This is a genomic window from Cedecea sp. FDAARGOS_727 (assembly GCF_012273235.1).
In the GTDB taxonomy this organism is placed as follows: domain Bacteria; phylum Pseudomonadota; class Gammaproteobacteria; order Enterobacterales; family Enterobacteriaceae; genus Cedecea; species Cedecea davisae.
Genome location: NZ_CP050966.1, coordinates 622,776 through 637,322, shown reverse-complemented (window position 1 = coordinate 637,322; position 14,547 = coordinate 622,776). Strand labels below are relative to the sequence as shown.

Genomic DNA, 14,547 nt, shown 5'->3' with positions numbered 1-14,547 from the left:
GGTGAAAGTTAAACTATTTCTTGATGGCGGTGAGGCAGCGTTTTCGCATCAGCTAATCAATTTTGTTCATGGCCTGGCTAATCCCGCCGACTTTACCGTTTTTTTAGTGAGGGATAGCCAGGTAGACAGCGCTGTTTTGCAGGCTTACAACGTTGCGGTGTACCCTTACAGCGGCGATAGCTGTCAGGCGATGATGGATAAGCTTGCCGCATTTCTGGCGGAGCGTAACCTCAGTTTGCTGGAAATCCACTGCGGGTTAGGGAGCTGTCGGGAATTACTCCCTTTACTTGAGACGCTTAACGCACATCTTCCGGTTGTTCACCTCAATATTTATGATGATGATTACGCGGATCTGGCAGGACGCAGCGAGATGGCAACCTTGCCCTCAGGCGAGCTTGCAGCTGCTTTGAAAAGCTATGGTTCAGCGCTGCGAGCTACTCTGAAGGGTGAAAAAACGATGGTTACCCGCGACGGCTGGAGCCTGCTGCTGAATTACGCCTGGCCGGATGCCGTTCAGGTGACTTATTACCCCAGCGGCTATGCACTTGATAATTTTTCTCCTCTGGAACGCTACGGGCTGAGCTGTTGTGAACTTGCTCCGCTCGACGAGAAACAGAGTGTTTTATATCTGCGAATCTTTGCTCTGCCAGCCGGATTATATTTCACGCTACAAGAGCTTATGCAGCATCCTGACTGTCTCACTGTGGTTGGCGGGGAACCGCTTTTTAACTCTACCAGGGAAGTACACGGTAAACGTTGGCTTGCGCAGCTTGCCGGGCTAACAAGGCCGCAGGATGCTCCGGTAATTTATTGGGGTAAAAACGTTTCTGAGCATCAGAAAATAACCACGGTGCTCGGCCGTAATGTGCTTTTTTTACCTGATAACTTCCCGTTAGCTGCTTTGAAACTGTTGGGATTAGCACCAAAAATCGCGGCCGGAGTGCTAAGCCCGGTATTGCTAAAACTTGAGGCCAGAGAAGTGGTTCTGGCGGCTTCCCACGAGGAAGAGTTGGGAGAATGCGCGGCGGCGAGAGTTGCCGTTAAGTGCGGCATGCTGGCGCGGGAAAAGGTAGTTTTTCTTGGTGAGGTTGCCGCTTTTGCCGACTCACGCCCACCCCAACGCATCTTCTATTCCACGGCCTCGATGGGCGATGTGGTTTATGCCCTGGGCTGTCTTACTGCGCTGCGGGAAAATATGACGGAGAGGTTTGTTTTTGCCGCCAACGGGCTTTATGCAGACCTGATCAATGCCTCCCCGGCGGTCGATGATTTTTGGGATATCCATGCCCTGACGGCGGAACAGAATGTTGAAATTCTTGCAGCCCGAAAACGCGGCAAGCTGCATACGCTTTCATCCTGGGGGCATTTCCTCGCTCCGCAGCATATGACGGATGCTTTTTTGCAGGACTTCCCCGGCAGCTTTAGCGAGTGGCAAAAACAACCCTCTGTTGCCGTTCCCGCTGCCGCGCAGTCAAAGGCTGACGCGTTTATTGAGCGTCATCGATTAAAGGAAGAGAAAGTCGTACTGCTGCACCCGAACATTGGCGCACCGAACCGTACCTGGAGCCTGGAACAGTGGCACCGTCTGGCTCAAGAATTTCTGAGCAGCGGCTGGAAGGTGGTGTTGATTGGCAGCGACACCAATAAACATCGCGACAAAAAAATGATGGCCTTCGAGCTGCCGGGCGTGATTGACGCGATAAATCAATTTTCCGTGCTGGAAACCATCGCTCTGATGCGGCGCTGCCAGCTGCTGGTGGCGTGCGACTCGGGGCCGGTGGCGCTGGCCGGAATGACATCAATTGCAATTTGCGCCCTTTACTCTCTTATCCCTTCGGCCTGGCGCTTGCCTGTCAGAAACGGTGAGCCGGGCTGGAATGCTCTGGGCGTAGATGTGGGCTGCCATTTTGGCCAGTGCGGAGGCCTTATCCAGAATGCTGAGTTTATCCGCCAGATGCCGGGTGGAGATAGCTTTAAGCTTGATAGCGCCGCATTTGCGAAGTGGTGCCCCAATAATCAGCAATACAGCTGCCTGAAAGCGTACTCAGCCGCTGAGTTCTGGCTGGCTATCACTCGTTTTCTTACGAGTGAACGCTTTGTGTTGACTCGCTAACAGGCGCGGCTCCTTCGCCTTAAACGAAAGGAGCCGCGGACTCTCAATATTGCTCTACGGTAAAACGTTGTCCGCCCGCCACGCATGCATCCACTTCATGGCTGAGTAAATTAAACAGCGAGGCGCAGGCCTTATCCGCATCGGTTTCGAACAGTTCATCGCACATGGCCTGGCGCTCCGGGCGCATGGTGTCGTTAAGCAATGCCTGACGCATCGCAGAGGCAAAAGTCTCTTCGGTAAAATCATAGGCAAAATCTAACGACGGGATCAGCGAATAGTCTGGCTCAAAGCTTCGGTGATCATTCAGTTCGATTTTCAACTTCATTACCGGGTTTCCGGTCAGCAGAAAATCAAACATGATCGACGAATAGTCGGTCACCAGCAGATCAAAATGGCTCATCCACGGATACAGATCGGTGCAAGGATTTATGTAGAAAGCCTGCCGTGAAAGGGCTCGTGTAGCGCCTGCTTCAACATAGATCGGGTGGCTTTTTATAAAGATATCGGCATTGAGGCGATCGCCCGCCTGAATGAGCTTCATCAGAAAATCTGGCGAAGAAGTGATGAGATCCGAGTGCCCACGCTGCCAGGTGGGGGCAAAAAGGATCTTTTTCCTTCTTTTATTTTTCAGCGCCTGTAGCAGCGCTTCCGGCAGTTCGCTGCCGATCATTTCATGTTTGTTTGGTTCACGAACCAGCACTTCATTGCGTGGGTAGCCGGCGCGGATTATGCGGCGAGCGGCAAAAGATTCATTAAAGAAATCATCCAGCTTTGATGAGGTGCTCAGCACACAGTCCGCGCGGGAGGCGAAGTCCAGCGGGCGACGGAAGTCATAGGAAAGCACATCCATATGGGGCATCAGCTTGAGCAATAAATGTTTTACCGAAACGCCATGCCAGAGCTGAATATGCCTGGCGCCCTGAAGGCTGGCGAACAGCGCTTCGTCGCCATTCAGGCTTTGAGAAGGGTTGACCGAGAAGACCGCCACCGCTGCGCTGAGAAACAAATTAATGCACTCCAGCGAGGTTTCATTGTTGATTAAATGGCAGGGAAGGTCGTGCTGACGCAGCTTGTTAATTAGCTCCGGCTGCGTGCTGCACCAGATAACCTCGAAATCTTTTTCCTGCGCCAGAGCGTGCAGGAAAAGGTATTTAGTATTGTCGCTAAACTCCTCGCGGCCGAAAAAAAGCACCCGTCTTTTTTTACGATTCTTTTGGGACAGGCTGGCCAGCCGCTGGATGATTTCGTTACTCATGGTTTTATCCTCTCGCTTTCCCGGCAAATAGCCTTTGGCGCAGGCTATGCAGCAGAGCATTTTGTTCCGGCGGTTCCGGTGCGGTTATGGCCTCAATTATCACATTTGCCGCGCGTTTACCGGCCTTGCCGTCCTGCCATGCATCGCAATATTGATAGCGAATAAGCTCCAGCTCGCTCTCCAGCGAGCGCCATTTTTCCTCGGCGGCCAGCGTCTCGCGCAGCTGTTCAATGTTTTTCGCAACCGGCAGCAGGGAGCGGATTTTCTGATCGGGGCTCCACTGGCTTGAGAAGGTTTGCTGGCCTTCCAGCAGGGCTTCCATATTGTCCCAACTCAGTAAAATAGTGCGTTTACCGGCGTGAATGGCATCGAAGATAAAGCCGCTATTATCGGTAAGAACATAATCGGCCACGCGCAATGCAGGGAAGGCCAGATGATGGCCGTTAACCCGCTTGTGTAAATGGCGGCGGGCGAGCGCCAACGAGGTGGCTTCTTCCGGGCGGCACAGCGTGCCATGGTGCAATTTGGTAATGATGTTGAAGTCGTGGCCCAGGCGCTCGAGCTGCTTTGCCCAGTGGGGAATTGAACTCAATGAGCCAAAGGTTGGAGCGTAGAGCAGCGTCGGTTTTTGCGGATCCAGATTCAGCTCTTCAATGCCCTCAAGGGAGTCCGGCTGGTTGTGCCAGGCGTCAAAACGAGGATTGCCGACGGCTACCGCGTTGCCGTTGATATTGAGCGCCTGCTGGCTGTAGTGGCTGTAGCAGAGAATTTTGGAATAAAACACATTCCACCATGCGTGGTTCCACTGCTCTTTTGCCAGACCATAAAGTGTGCGGATATGAACCGGAGCGAGGCTATCCGTTCCCGGCGCATAATAAGGGCTGACCAGGCAGCTGAAAGGGGTGCCAACCGCAAGGGATTTCGACAGCAGACAGGCGCCAAGGCGTGGCTCATCGATTTTGCCCAATAACTCCTGCATATCTTTCAGCAGAGCGGGGGGCATGCCGTCGCTTATCACCAATCGGCAAGAAAAGCCGCGGTCCAGAAGCTCGGTGATAATTGAGCGATAGACCTGGTAGTGAAAAGCGGTTTCCATATAAAAACCAATCGGTGCCGGGGCAGGCGTAGGGGCAATTTCATTCATGATGGTGACGTTTAGCCAGGTGTAAGCTGTTACTGAGGTGGTTGACCTGATAGCCGTGTTCGGCAAACAGGTGAGCCAGAGACCGGCGGGTATGCAGAGTAATATGGCCATTGCGTGGGGCGATGTACCAGTGATCCATTAGCCGCCGATCGGCCTGCTCCATCAGCAAGGTTGAAAAGAGCAGCACGCCTTCCGGCTCAAGCAACGCCAGCGCTTCGTGCAGCGTTTTATGCGGGTCGGGAGTGTGCTCAAAGACCTCAAATGCGGTGACTACGGAGAAGGTTTCGTCCTGAGGAAATGGCTCGCTATTCATCGGATCCCAGCTGTGGGCGTCGAGCCCGCGAGCTTGCAATAGCCGGCTCAGCGTGCCGTTACCGCCGCCGTAATCCATTAGCCGTACTTCGCGTTCTCCGGGCAGCATGCTGGCAATCATGTCGGCATTTTGCTCGGCGCGCCGTGAGACATAATCCGGATCGACCCTCTCGTAGGCCTGGTTATAAATAGCCTGCTGGTAGTCTGAAACCTGCCAGTCATCGAAAGCGGTAGTAAACAACAAGCCGCAGCGTTCGCAGCGGTTGTACCAGATGGGGATGCCGCTTAATGGCAAATGCATTCCCCGGCGTTCCTCGCAATTTTTATTAAAATCGCAAACGCCGTGTAGGGGAGCAGCGTGCCGACATACTTTACAGCTTGCCTGATGCGCCGCAGCCTGAACGGACTTCATGGTTGTTATCTCTGATGAAGGAAACGGAATTAAACCTGCTGATAAAGCCAGTTTTCCGGCTCGCCGCTGTTGACCAGGTTTTCGAGGATCTCCTGCTGCATGCCGAGCAGTAATCCGTTGCCTTCGTTTGTCGCCTTGCACTGCGTGGCCTGGGTTTCTAAATCTTCCCACAGGGCGAAAACACGGCTTTTGTGTGATTCTGGCAGGCGCGAGAACAGGGCTTTAATTCCCTGAGGGCCAGCGGGAACGCCAAGAGCAGCGAGCGTGGAGTACCGCTGCTGGCTGCTGGCTGCGAGGCTCTGATAGGTCTGAATGAGTCTGCTATTAAGTTCATCCAGTTCGGCGGCCTGGCGGCCGACAATAAGCTGGCGTTGCTGCTCCAGCAGGGCATTCAGCTCGGTGTAATGCTTACGATCGGCAATCATATCTTCAATTAGCTGCTTCACGCCCTGGGCCGGGTTACTCATAAACTACCTCTGATAATATTTCTGCATCGCGTCGGTCAGTTCATCCAGATTGATGCTGATTTTGCCCGCGCCGATGGCTTCTTTCATCGCTTCTACGCGCGCCATATCAACTTCCGGCATGGCGCCTATTTGGTTTTGCGCTTCCCCCAGCACCGGATCGACCGGGCGGGTTTTTTCAACGCTATTGCCTTCGTCAGCCTGCGGCTGAGTCTGGCTGGTCGCACCGGTATTTAGGGTGGCTACGGCCAGGCTGTACTGAGTTGGGTTAACTTTCATCGCTGTTCTCCGGTTGCTCTATGGGTCTGTTTTTATTGGGCTGCAAGGTGAATCCACGGGGAGGAAAACATCTTTCCCATTTCCTTACCGGGTTAAAGCGACCCGCAGAGAGCAAAACTTTAATCGCGAAGTAAAAAATTATCGCCCCGCCGTGTTGAGCATACGCACAACGCCCGCGTCGGCCACTACGGCACTGACTACGCGCTGGCTGCTTTCATTTTTCACCTTAATGGTTTCGCCTTTACGCCCCTTTTTCATCGCTTCGCCGAGCGTCTGGGCTTCAATCCCGTCCTGGTGGGCAACCATCAGCACGCGCTGCCCGCGCTCCACCAGCACCGGGGAGTCCAGATGCGCGAGGGAGATTGGCTGGCCCGCACGCAGGCGGCGTTTTAGCGTCATACCGACGGCTTCAGCGGGCTTAGTGAGGTAAGCGGAGCGGGAGCCGGAGGCTCGAACGGTTTGCATTTGCATGTCGGCTCGGGTCAACACATGCCCGCGCTCAAGCGCAACTTTGGCGACCACGGCTTCTTGTTCTGCCGCGTATAGGGGTGTTGAGAGCAGCAGCGCGCCCGTCAGCGCCATCAGGCGGAAGGAAAGGGGGAAATCTTGTTTCCCTTTGCGGCTGTCTTGTTTGGTAAAACTGTTTAGATTCATGATGTTATAACTCTGGCACGGTAATTGCTATACAAAGGATGTATTAGCGATTTTTTGCCGTTGTTATTTCATCACGAGGATGTGGGTTGTGAGTATTTCTTTTGACAAAGCATTGGGTGTTCATCCGCAGGCAGTAGCACTTCGACTTTCCCGAGCAGAGTTGCTATCCGCCAACCTGGCTAACGTCGACACTCCAAACTTCCAGGCTAAAGATATTGATTTTGCCGCGGAGATGCAACGTTCAGCGTGGAGTTTTTCTCTCGACTCTTCGCCGCAGGAAAAATATCGCGTGCCTTATCAGCCCTCTTCCGACGGCAACACCGTTGCTCTCGACGTTGAGCAGGCTGAGTTTTCGAAAAACGTCCAGGACTACCAGTCAAGCCTGGCATTTTTGAATATGAAATTTGTTGGCCTGAAAAAGGCAATCGAAGGGAAATAACCAACTCAGGTAACTACACACGATGGCATTTAACAATATCTACCGTGTTTCAGGCTCGGCAATGACGGCGCAGACCGTACGCCTGAACACCATTGCCAGCAACATGGCTAACGCCGACTCGCCGTCGGCGACCGAGGGGGGCGTTTATAAGGCGCGTCGCCCGGTGTTTGCTTCGGTTTATCAGAACGACGAGCTGATGGGCAACCGGGCGCTGACCGGGGCCAGAGTGCAAATTATGGATGTGGTCGAAACCGGCAACGCGGTGCAGCGCTACGAGCCAAACCACCCGATGGCCGATGACCGGGGCTATGTCTATTACCCGGATGTGAACGTGGTGGAAGAGATGGCGGACATGATGTCGGCCTCGCGCAGTTTTGAAACCAACGTCGATGTACTTAACAGCGTTAAAAGCATGCAGCAAAGCCTGCTGCGGCTCGGAGAAGTGTAATTATGAACGTCAATAACGACGCCAGTACTTTTAATGCAGCCAGCGACAGCAACGTGGCTAACAACGGCAGCGCTGCCGGTATGAATAGCCTGTTTATGCAGTTGCTGGTTGCCCAGATCCAAAACCAGGACCCGCTCAATCCGACCGACGGTACAGAATACGTGAGCCAGCTGGCGCAGCTGACCCAGGTTCAGTCGATGGAGACCATGTCGCAGCTGATGGCCAACAGTTCCGTGCTGATGGACAACCTGCAAACGCTGACCACCGGCAATCTGGTCGGACAGAAAGTGATGGTGCAGAGCGACAACTTTACCTCCGACGGTGCCACCAACGTGGATGGTCGCCTGACGCTGGATCACGCCGCAGGCGTGGTGACGGTTATCGTCAAAGACTCCGCCGGAACCGAGCACAAAATCGAGCTGGGCAAGCAGGAAGCTGGGCAGGTGGATTTCTCCATCGATCCTAAAGAGCTGGGGCTTTCCGAAGGGAAATATACCGTCAGCGTTGTGACCGACACCGGGGAAGACAAAGTTCCGGTTGAGCTTGGCGGCATCGTTAATAACGTGCGCATCCCGCTCGACGGCAGCCCTACGCTGCTCAATATCTCCGGCCTGGGCGAAATCGCCTACAACCACATCACCCAATTTGGAAAATCTTCTCCTTCTTCACAGGCGTGAACGGCGGGCAGAAAGAGTTAATAAGGAAGACATAACATGAGTTTTAGTATTGCTACCTCCGGCCTCAACGCCATTACTGAACAGCTGAATGCTATCTCCAACAACATTGCCAACTCCGGCACCGTTGGTTTTAAATCCGGCCGCGCGGAGTTTGCCGCGCTGTATGCCCAGAGCCAGCCTCTTGGCGTTGGCGTTAGCGGTGTGACGCAGAGCATTACCCGTGGCGGCTCGATAACCGCCACCGGTAATGGCCTCGATCTGGCGATTGGCGGCAACGGTTTCTTCGTCGTGCGCGACAGCGCCGGAACTACCGCTTATACCCGTGCGGGCTACTTCGGCACCGACAGCAGCGGCAACCTGGTTAACGGCTCCGGCATGAACCTTCAGGGCTACCCGGTAGATGCTAACGGCGTATTGCAGGTGGGTAGCGTGGGTAATTTATCTATCAGCAGCGGTTCTATCCCGGCTAAGGCTACCGACAGCCTCGACTTTACCGCCAACCTTGACGCGCGCGCGGAGAAGCCGGAAACCGACGTATTCGACCCGAAAGATAACACCTCTTACAACAACACCTACGCCACGCAGGTTTATGACTCTCTGGGGCGCGAGCACACCATTAACCAATATTTCGTGAAAACCGACGAAAATACCTGGGAAGTTCATTACTACATGGACGACCAGCCGATGAGCAACCCGGCAACCCAGACTCTTGAATTTAGCGATCAGGGCGTGCTGAAAACGCCGAACGGTACCGTGAATCTGACGGTGGATATTCCTGGGGCGCAGAGCCTGTCCATCGATCTCAGCTATAACGGCACCACGCAGTACGGCTCCGACTTCTCCGTGAGCAAGAATAAAGGCAGCGGCTACGCATCCGGCGAGAAAACCGGCCAGCAGATTGATGAAGATGGCTCGGTTTACGCCACTTTCTCTAACGGCGAGCGCATGCTTCAGGGGCAGTTAATTCTGGCTAACTTCGCTAACCCTAACGGCCTGGCCGCCCAGGATGGCACGACCTGGACGCAGACCGCAGCATCAGGCACGCCGTTGACCGGTGCGCCGGGTACTGGCTTGCTGGGCTCAATTAAAGCCGGCGCGCTGGAAGCTTCTAACGTTGATTTAACTTCGGAACTGGTCGGGCTGATGAGCGCTCAGCGTAATTATCAGGCCAATACCAAAGTTATCAGCACCAACGACAGCATGATGAACGCGCTGTTCCAGGCCGTGTAATGGATCACTTAATTTACACCGCGGTCAGCGGCGCAAACCGTAGCCTGTCTCAGCAGCAGATCCACGCGAACAACCTGGCTAACGTTAATACTCAGGGCTTTCGTAGCGATCTGGAAAGCGCCCAGGCTCAGCAGATCCAGGGCGAGGGTTATAACTCGCGTTTCCTGGTTCAGCAGACCAGCGGCGGTATCGATATGACGCCGGGAACCGCAAAGCAGACCGGGCGTGACCTTGACGTTGCCCTGCGCGGCAGCGGTCTGATAGCCCTGGCCAGCGGCAACCGCGAGGTTTATACCCGCAACGGGCAAATAGACGTTGGCCCGGAAGGCGATCTGACGATTAACGGCCTGCCGGTTGAAGGGGACAACGGTCCCATCATCCTGCCGCCGTTTTCACAAATCTCCATTGCCGACGATGGCGTGATAAGCATCGTGCCGGACGACGGCGGCCCTGCCGTGCCGATGGATATTGACCGGCTCAAGCTGGTGGATATTCCCGCCGGACAGTTGCAGAAAAACAGTTCCGGGTTTCTGGTAACCAATGCGCTGACCAATCCCCGGAACGAAGAGGTCATGGTGACGGCGGGTCATCTGGAAACGGCCAACGTTTCGGCCATTAACGAGATGGTTTCCAGCATTGCGCTGAACCGACAGTTCGAAGCTCAGATCAAAATGATGAAAGCGGCGGACGACCTGGCCACGGCGGGCAATCGCCTGCTGCGCGGCAGTTGATTACAAGGATAACCAGCGATGAATCCAGCTTTATGGGTGAGTAAAACCGGCCTGGCGGCGCAGGACGCCAAAATGGGCGCAATTTCCAACAACCTCGCCAACGTGAATACCTCCGGGTTTAAGCGCGACCGCGTGATGTTCTCGGACTTGTTTTACCAGAACCAGCGCACGCCCGGCGGCCAGCTCGATCAGAACAACACCGCGCCGACCGGTATTCAGTTCGGCACTGGCGTAAAAATTATCGGGACTCAGAAAGAGTTCTCTACCGGCAACATCCAGAACACCGGGCAGGATCTTGACGTGGCAATCACCGGGCAGGGTTTCTTCCAGGTTGAAACCCCGGACGGCGAAATTGCCTACACCCGCGCGGGCAATTTGCAGCGCAATCAGGAAGGCGTGATTACCAACGCCGCCGGTCTGCCGCTGGTGCCGCAGATTGAGCTACCGGCCAACACCAAAGAGATCCAGATTGCTAAAGACGGCACGGTGATGGCGCAGGTTGGCGGCGAAACGGATCCGGTTGAGCTGGGGCAAATTACGTTGGTGAATTTCGTTAACCCAGCCGGTCTGGAAGCCGTTGGTGGCAACCTCTATCGTGAAACCGCTGCCAGCGGCGAAGCGGTTGAGGGCGTTCCCGGTGAAGAGGCATTTGGCCAGCTGGAGCAGGGGTCGCTTGAGGGTTCAAACGTGCAGGTTGTTGAGGAGATGGTTGACATGATAACCGTCCAGCGCGCCTACGAAATGAACGCCAAAATGGTTTCTGCCGCCGACGATATGCTGAAGTTTGTCACCCAGTCGATGTGATGATGGGTTAATGAAGTGAAGAGAGTCATGAAAAAGCAGTGTGTTATCAGTTTACTGGTGCTGGCGCTGGCCGGGTGTGAAAGCCCGGCGCTGCTGGTGCATAAAGACGATGCGGCCTTTGCGCCGCCGGAAGATTTCGTCATGCCGGAAACGGCAGTGCAGGGCGGCGGCGTCTACAACGGCGGCTATAACTGGTCGCTCACTCAGGATCGCCGCGCCTATCGCGTGGGGGATATTCTTACTGTACGTCTTGATGAGTCTACCCAGGCCAGTAAGCAGGCGAGAACCAACTTCGGCAAGAAGAACGATGTCTCCATCGGCGTGCCGGAAGCCTTTGGGCAATCGGTTGATAAGCTAAGCGGTTCGGTTAACGGCGACCGCAACTTTAACGGCAACGCCAGCTCCCAGCAGCAAAATAGCCTGCGCGGGTCGATTACCGTCGCGGTATTTAAAGTGCTGCCGAACGGCATCCTGGCGGTGCGCGGCGAGAAGTGGCTCACCCTTAACCAGGGCGATGAGTACATGCGCGTGACCGGGCTTGTCCGTGCCGACGACGTTGAGCGCGATAACTCCGTTTCTTCCCAGCGCATCGCCAACGCCCGCATCTCGTATGCGGGGCGCGGGGCGCTGAGTGACTCTAATGCAGCAGGGTGGTTGACGCGTATCTTCAACCACCCGCTGTTCCCAATTTAACCGGAGCTGACAATGCGTAACGTGGCATTTTTTCTCGCGCTCCTGTGGAGCAGCAGCCTGCTGGCTGAAACGCTGGGCAACATCGTGGACATCCAGGGTGTGCGCGGCAATCAGCTGGTGGGTTATAGCCTGGTGGTCGGCCTTGACGGCTCCGGCGACAAAAATCAGGTGAAATTCACCAGCCAGTCAATAACCAACATGCTGCGCCAGTTTGGCGTGCAGCTGCCGACCAAAATTGACCCGAAAGTGAAAAACGTGGCGGCGGTAGCCATTAGCGCCACGCTGCCGCCCGGCTACGCGCGCGGGCAGTCGATTGACGTGACCGTTTCCTCTATTGGCGACGCAAAGAGCCTGCGCGGCGGGACGCTGCTGCTGACCCAGCTTCGCGGTGCCGACGGGGAAGTTTATGCCCTGGCCCAGGGGAACGTCGTGGTGGGCGGCGTGAAGGCGGAAGGCAACAGCGGCTCCAGCGTGACGATTAACACGCCAACCGTGGGGCGTGTGCCGAACGGCGGTTCCATCGAGCGTGAAATTCCGACGGACTTTCAGGATAACAGCCAGGTGATGCTCAACCTGAAGCGGCCCAGCTTTAAAACCGCCAATAACGTAGCGGTGGCGCTGAATAGCGCATTTGGCGCAAATACCGCCGTGGCGCAAAGCGCGACCAACGTGGCGGTGCGTGCGCCGATGAATCCGGGTGAGCGCGTAAGGTTTATGTCGATGCTGGAAGATGTACAAATCAACGCCGGTAAGCAGCCTCCGCGCGTGGTGTTTAACGCCCGCACCGGCACGGTTGTAATTGGCGACGGCGTGGTGGTTCGGGCTGCGGCTGTTTCCCACGGCAACCTGACGGTGACGATTCGTGAAAGCAGCAATGTCAGCCAGCCGGGTGCCTTCAGCCAGGGGCGCACCGTTGTGACCCCGGACAGCGACGTGAATGTTAACCGCGGCCGTGGCCAGATGGTGACCATTCCGGCCGGAACCAGCCTGCGCAGCATCGTCAACACGATTAATAGCCTCGGTGCCGCGCCGGACGACACGATGGCGATTCTCCAGGCGCTGCATGAAGCGGGCGCGCTCGATGCCGAACTGGTTGTGATTTAAGGGATAAAACAATGATCAACGCAATTAACCGCCAGCAAACCGTGCTGCCGGGCGACATTACGGCTCAGGCAAAGCCGCAAAATATTGAGCAGGCCGCCGAGCAGTTTGAAGCGATGTTTCTGCGTTCGATGATGCAGCAAATGCGCAAGGCGACGGATGCGATGGCCGCGGAAGATAGCCCGTTTAACAGCAAGCAGCAGCGCATGATGCGTGATTTCTACGATGACAAGCTGGCCTCAAACCTGGCCTCGCAGCGCAGCAGCGGGATTGCCGACATGATTATCGCTCAGTTAACGCCAGCCGGAGTTAAGGAGAGCGTTAAAAGTGCCGCTTTAGTTCAGCAGCCGAAGGAAATGACTCCCCCGGTTATCCCCGTAATGCGTAGCGGCCAGGAGCAATAAAAAATGAGCATGATTAATATCGCCTACAGCGGCATTCAGGCAGCACAAACGGGGATGAGCATTACCTCGATGAACATTGCTAACCTGCTGACGCCGGGTTACAGCCGCCAGGGCCTGCTGCAAAGCGCCATCGGGCCGATGGGGCAGGTTGGGCTTTCCGCCGGAAACGGCGTGCAGGTTGACAGTATTCGCCGTATCTCTAACCAGTATCTGGTCAATCAGGTCTGGCAGACCAATACCAAAGCCAATTATTACACCGCCGGGCAGCAGTATATTGGCGCGCTGGAAGAGGTTATCGGCACCGACTCCACCAGCCTCGGCAACGGGCTGGATGAATTCTTCGGCGCCCTGAGCGCGTTGACTACCCAGCCGGAATCCCCGGCGCTGCGCCAGCAGCTGTTAAATCAGGCCGGTTCCCTGGCCCAGCGTTTTAACAGCATGAATGACTTTATCACTAGCCAGAAAAACTCTATCTCGACCCAGCGTAATGCCGCGGTGGACAGCATTAACTCGCTCAGCTCCGGCATCGCCAGCTATAACCAGAAAATCATCGAGCTGGAGTCTACCGGCGGCAACACCAGCGTGCTGCGCGACCAGCGTGACGAACTGGTGAAAAAACTTAGCGAACAGGTGGATGTAAAAATCACCGAGGACAGCTCCGGGAGCTATACCGTGGCCCTGAAGGGCGGCCAGCCGCTGGTTAGCGGGAAAACGGCGGGTGAGCTAAAGGCCGACGTTGACGCTAACGGCAACAGCACCCTGAGCCTGAAGTTCTCCACCAGCGAATTTAACCTTAACCCGTCGGCGGGCGGCCAGCTAGGTGCGCTTTATGACTACGAAACTACCACTCTGAAAGATATGCAGAGTGCGGTTCAGGGCATGGCAGAAGCGGTGGCCGATCTGTTCAATAACCAGCTCTCCCAGGGCTTTGATCTCAACGGCAACCCGGGCAAGCCGCTGTTTGTATTCGACCCGAGTAGCAGTTCGGGCATGTTGCAGGTTACCGACCTGAAGCCGGACGAAATTGCCCTCTCCGGAGCGGCGGGCGAGCCGGGTAACGGCGATAATTTGCAACTGCTGATCGATTTGAAAAACAGCAAAACCGACATTGGTGGCCTGGGCAATATGAGCCTTAACGAAGGCGCGGCGGCCATTATTTCCCGCATCGGGATAGCCAGCCGCCAGAATAAAACCGAGCAGGAAGCCGCGGTTGCCGTTGCCAATCAGGCGCAGACCCAGCGCGATAACCTGAGCGCGGTCAACGAGGATGAAGAGGCAATTAATCTGCAAATTTATATGCAGTCTTATCAGGCCAACCTGAAGGTTATCGCCACCGGCGATCAGATCTTCAGCGACTTACTTAACCTGTTCTAACGAGGGTTTGGAG

16 protein-coding genes and 1 pseudogene are annotated in these 14,547 nt (G+C 55.4%); 11 read left to right on the top strand and 6 right to left on the bottom strand.

Translation table 11 applies throughout. From position 1 onward, the window contains the following. Position 1: 1 nt before the first annotated feature. Entirely contained in the window at positions 2 to 2,113 is a 2,112-nt protein-coding gene (locus tag FOC35_RS03145; RefSeq protein WP_172568102.1) for a glycosyltransferase family 9 protein, read from the top strand. Positions 2,114 to 2,156: 43 nt separating this feature from the next. Here FOC35_RS03145 and FOC35_RS03140 read toward each other — a convergent pair whose 3' ends face one another. From FOC35_RS03140 to flgA, 6 genes are all read right to left on the bottom strand, one after another. Further along, positions 2,157 to 3,368 carry a CDP-glycerol glycerophosphotransferase family protein gene (locus FOC35_RS03140; RefSeq protein ID WP_172568101.1) on the bottom strand — a complete coding sequence of 404 codons (1,212 nt, stop codon included), beginning with the start codon at positions 3,366 to 3,368 and terminating at the stop codon, positions 2,157 to 2,159. A 4-nt stretch (positions 3,369 to 3,372) separates the two neighbouring features. Beyond that, positions 3,373 to 4,512 (bottom strand): CDP-glycerol glycerophosphotransferase family protein, encoded by a 1,140-nt coding sequence (locus FOC35_RS03135; protein WP_172568100.1) that lies wholly within the window; start codon positions 4,510 to 4,512, stop codon positions 3,373 to 3,375. Further along, the gene (locus tag FOC35_RS03130; protein ID WP_172568099.1) at positions 4,505 to 5,125 is read right to left on the bottom strand and encodes a class I SAM-dependent methyltransferase; all 621 of its coding nucleotides are present in this window, start codon (positions 5,123 to 5,125) and stop codon (positions 4,505 to 4,507) included. Before FOC35_RS03130 ends, FOC35_RS03135 begins: the two co-directional genes overlap by 8 nt. A gap of 140 nt (positions 5,126 to 5,265) precedes the next feature. Further along, positions 5,266 to 5,703, bottom strand: coding sequence for a flagellar protein FlgN (flgN, locus tag FOC35_RS03125; protein WP_016535290.1), 438 nt, complete (start codon positions 5,701 to 5,703; stop codon positions 5,266 to 5,268). A 3-nt stretch (positions 5,704 to 5,706) separates the two neighbouring features. Further along, a complete protein-coding gene (gene flgM, locus FOC35_RS03120; protein WP_016535291.1) occupies positions 5,707 to 5,979 on the bottom strand; it encodes a flagellar biosynthesis anti-sigma factor FlgM in 273 nt (90 codons plus the stop codon). 138 nt (positions 5,980 to 6,117) lie between these two features. Next, positions 6,118 to 6,633, bottom strand: coding sequence for a flagellar basal body P-ring formation chaperone FlgA (gene flgA, locus FOC35_RS03115; protein WP_172568098.1), 516 nt, complete (start codon positions 6,631 to 6,633; stop codon positions 6,118 to 6,120). Between the two features lie 88 nt (positions 6,634 to 6,721). Here flgA and flgB point away from each other — a divergent pair, with 88 nt between their 5' ends. The 10 genes and pseudogenes from flgB (at position 6,722) to flgK (ending at position 14,534) form a co-directional block, all read left to right on the top strand. Then, entirely contained in the window at positions 6,722 to 7,072 is a 351-nt protein-coding gene (flgB, locus tag FOC35_RS03110) for a flagellar basal body rod protein FlgB (protein ID WP_039897984.1), read from the top strand. A 22-nt stretch (positions 7,073 to 7,094) separates the two neighbouring features. Then, on the top strand, positions 7,095 to 7,520 hold the full coding sequence (gene flgC, locus FOC35_RS03105) for a flagellar basal body rod protein FlgC (RefSeq protein WP_016535294.1): 426 nt from the start codon (positions 7,095 to 7,097) through the stop codon (positions 7,518 to 7,520). A 2-nt stretch (positions 7,521 to 7,522) separates the two neighbouring features. Continuing rightward, positions 7,523 to 8,197, top strand: a complete 675-nt coding sequence (flgD, locus tag FOC35_RS03100) for a flagellar hook assembly protein FlgD (protein WP_172568097.1) — start codon at positions 7,523 to 7,525, stop codon at positions 8,195 to 8,197. A gap of 36 nt (positions 8,198 to 8,233) precedes the next feature. Beyond that, positions 8,234 to 9,427 carry a flagellar hook protein FlgE gene (gene flgE, locus FOC35_RS03095; protein ID WP_016535296.1) on the top strand — a complete coding sequence of 398 codons (1,194 nt, stop codon included), beginning with the start codon at positions 8,234 to 8,236 and terminating at the stop codon, positions 9,425 to 9,427. Next, positions 9,427 to 10,158: a flagellar basal body rod protein FlgF gene (locus FOC35_RS03090; protein WP_016535297.1), complete on the top strand. Its 732-nt coding sequence runs from the start codon at positions 9,427 to 9,429 to the stop codon at positions 10,156 to 10,158. Before flgE ends, FOC35_RS03090 begins: the two co-directional genes overlap by 1 nt. An 18-nt stretch (positions 10,159 to 10,176) precedes the next feature. Then, the gene (gene flgG / locus FOC35_RS03085) at positions 10,177 to 10,962 is read left to right on the top strand and encodes a flagellar basal-body rod protein FlgG (protein ID WP_016535298.1); all 786 of its coding nucleotides are present in this window, start codon (positions 10,177 to 10,179) and stop codon (positions 10,960 to 10,962) included. A 27-nt stretch (positions 10,963 to 10,989) separates the two neighbouring features. Continuing rightward, positions 10,990 to 11,655 carry a flagellar basal body L-ring protein FlgH gene (flgH, locus tag FOC35_RS03080; protein ID WP_016535299.1) on the top strand — a complete coding sequence of 222 codons (666 nt, stop codon included), beginning with the start codon at positions 10,990 to 10,992 and terminating at the stop codon, positions 11,653 to 11,655. Positions 11,656 to 11,667: 12 nt separating this feature from the next. Beyond that, a complete protein-coding gene (locus FOC35_RS03075; RefSeq protein WP_172568096.1) occupies positions 11,668 to 12,759 on the top strand; it encodes a flagellar basal body P-ring protein FlgI in 1,092 nt (363 codons plus the stop codon). A gap of 11 nt (positions 12,760 to 12,770) precedes the next feature. Further along, positions 12,771 to 13,052 (top strand): annotated as a pseudogene (locus FOC35_RS03070) (rod-binding protein); the annotation flags it as partial. 111 nt (positions 13,053 to 13,163) lie between these two features. Beyond that, on the top strand, positions 13,164 to 14,534 hold the full coding sequence (gene flgK / locus FOC35_RS03065) for a flagellar hook-associated protein FlgK (protein WP_172568094.1): 1,371 nt from the start codon (positions 13,164 to 13,166) through the stop codon (positions 14,532 to 14,534). Positions 14,535 to 14,547 lie beyond the last annotated feature (13 nt).

What these genes read in the sequence shown, in the direction of transcription:
- flgH (WP_016535299.1), top strand. Translation starts at nt 10,990, where the DNA reads ATGAAAAAGCAGTGTGTTATCAGTTTACTGGTGCTGGCGCTGGCCGGG.
- FOC35_RS03135 (WP_172568100.1), bottom strand. Translation starts at nt 4,512, where the DNA reads ATGAATGAAATTGCCCCTACGCCTGCCCCGGCACCGATTGGTTTTTAT.
- flgN (WP_016535290.1), bottom strand. Translation starts at nt 5,703, where the DNA reads ATGAGTAACCCGGCCCAGGGCGTGAAGCAGCTAATTGAAGATATGATT.
- flgA (WP_172568098.1), bottom strand. Translation starts at nt 6,633, where the DNA reads ATGAATCTAAACAGTTTTACCAAACAAGACAGCCGCAAAGGGAAACAA.
- flgC (WP_016535294.1), top strand. Translation starts at nt 7,095, where the DNA reads ATGGCATTTAACAATATCTACCGTGTTTCAGGCTCGGCAATGACGGCG.
- flgE (WP_016535296.1), top strand. Translation starts at nt 8,234, where the DNA reads ATGAGTTTTAGTATTGCTACCTCCGGCCTCAACGCCATTACTGAACAG.
- FOC35_RS03090 (WP_016535297.1), top strand. Translation starts at nt 9,427, where the DNA reads ATGGATCACTTAATTTACACCGCGGTCAGCGGCGCAAACCGTAGCCTG.
- flgK (WP_172568094.1), top strand. Translation starts at nt 13,164, where the DNA reads ATGAGCATGATTAATATCGCCTACAGCGGCATTCAGGCAGCACAAACG.
- FOC35_RS03075 (WP_172568096.1), top strand. Translation starts at nt 11,668, where the DNA reads ATGCGTAACGTGGCATTTTTTCTCGCGCTCCTGTGGAGCAGCAGCCTG.
- flgM (WP_016535291.1), bottom strand. Translation starts at nt 5,979, where the DNA reads ATGAAAGTTAACCCAACTCAGTACAGCCTGGCCGTAGCCACCCTAAAT.
- flgD (WP_172568097.1), top strand. Translation starts at nt 7,523, where the DNA reads ATGAACGTCAATAACGACGCCAGTACTTTTAATGCAGCCAGCGACAGC.
- FOC35_RS03130 (WP_172568099.1), bottom strand. Translation starts at nt 5,125, where the DNA reads ATGCATTTGCCATTAAGCGGCATCCCCATCTGGTACAACCGCTGCGAA.
- FOC35_RS03140 (WP_172568101.1), bottom strand. Translation starts at nt 3,368, where the DNA reads ATGAGTAACGAAATCATCCAGCGGCTGGCCAGCCTGTCCCAAAAGAAT.
- flgG (WP_016535298.1), top strand. Translation starts at nt 10,177, where the DNA reads ATGAATCCAGCTTTATGGGTGAGTAAAACCGGCCTGGCGGCGCAGGAC.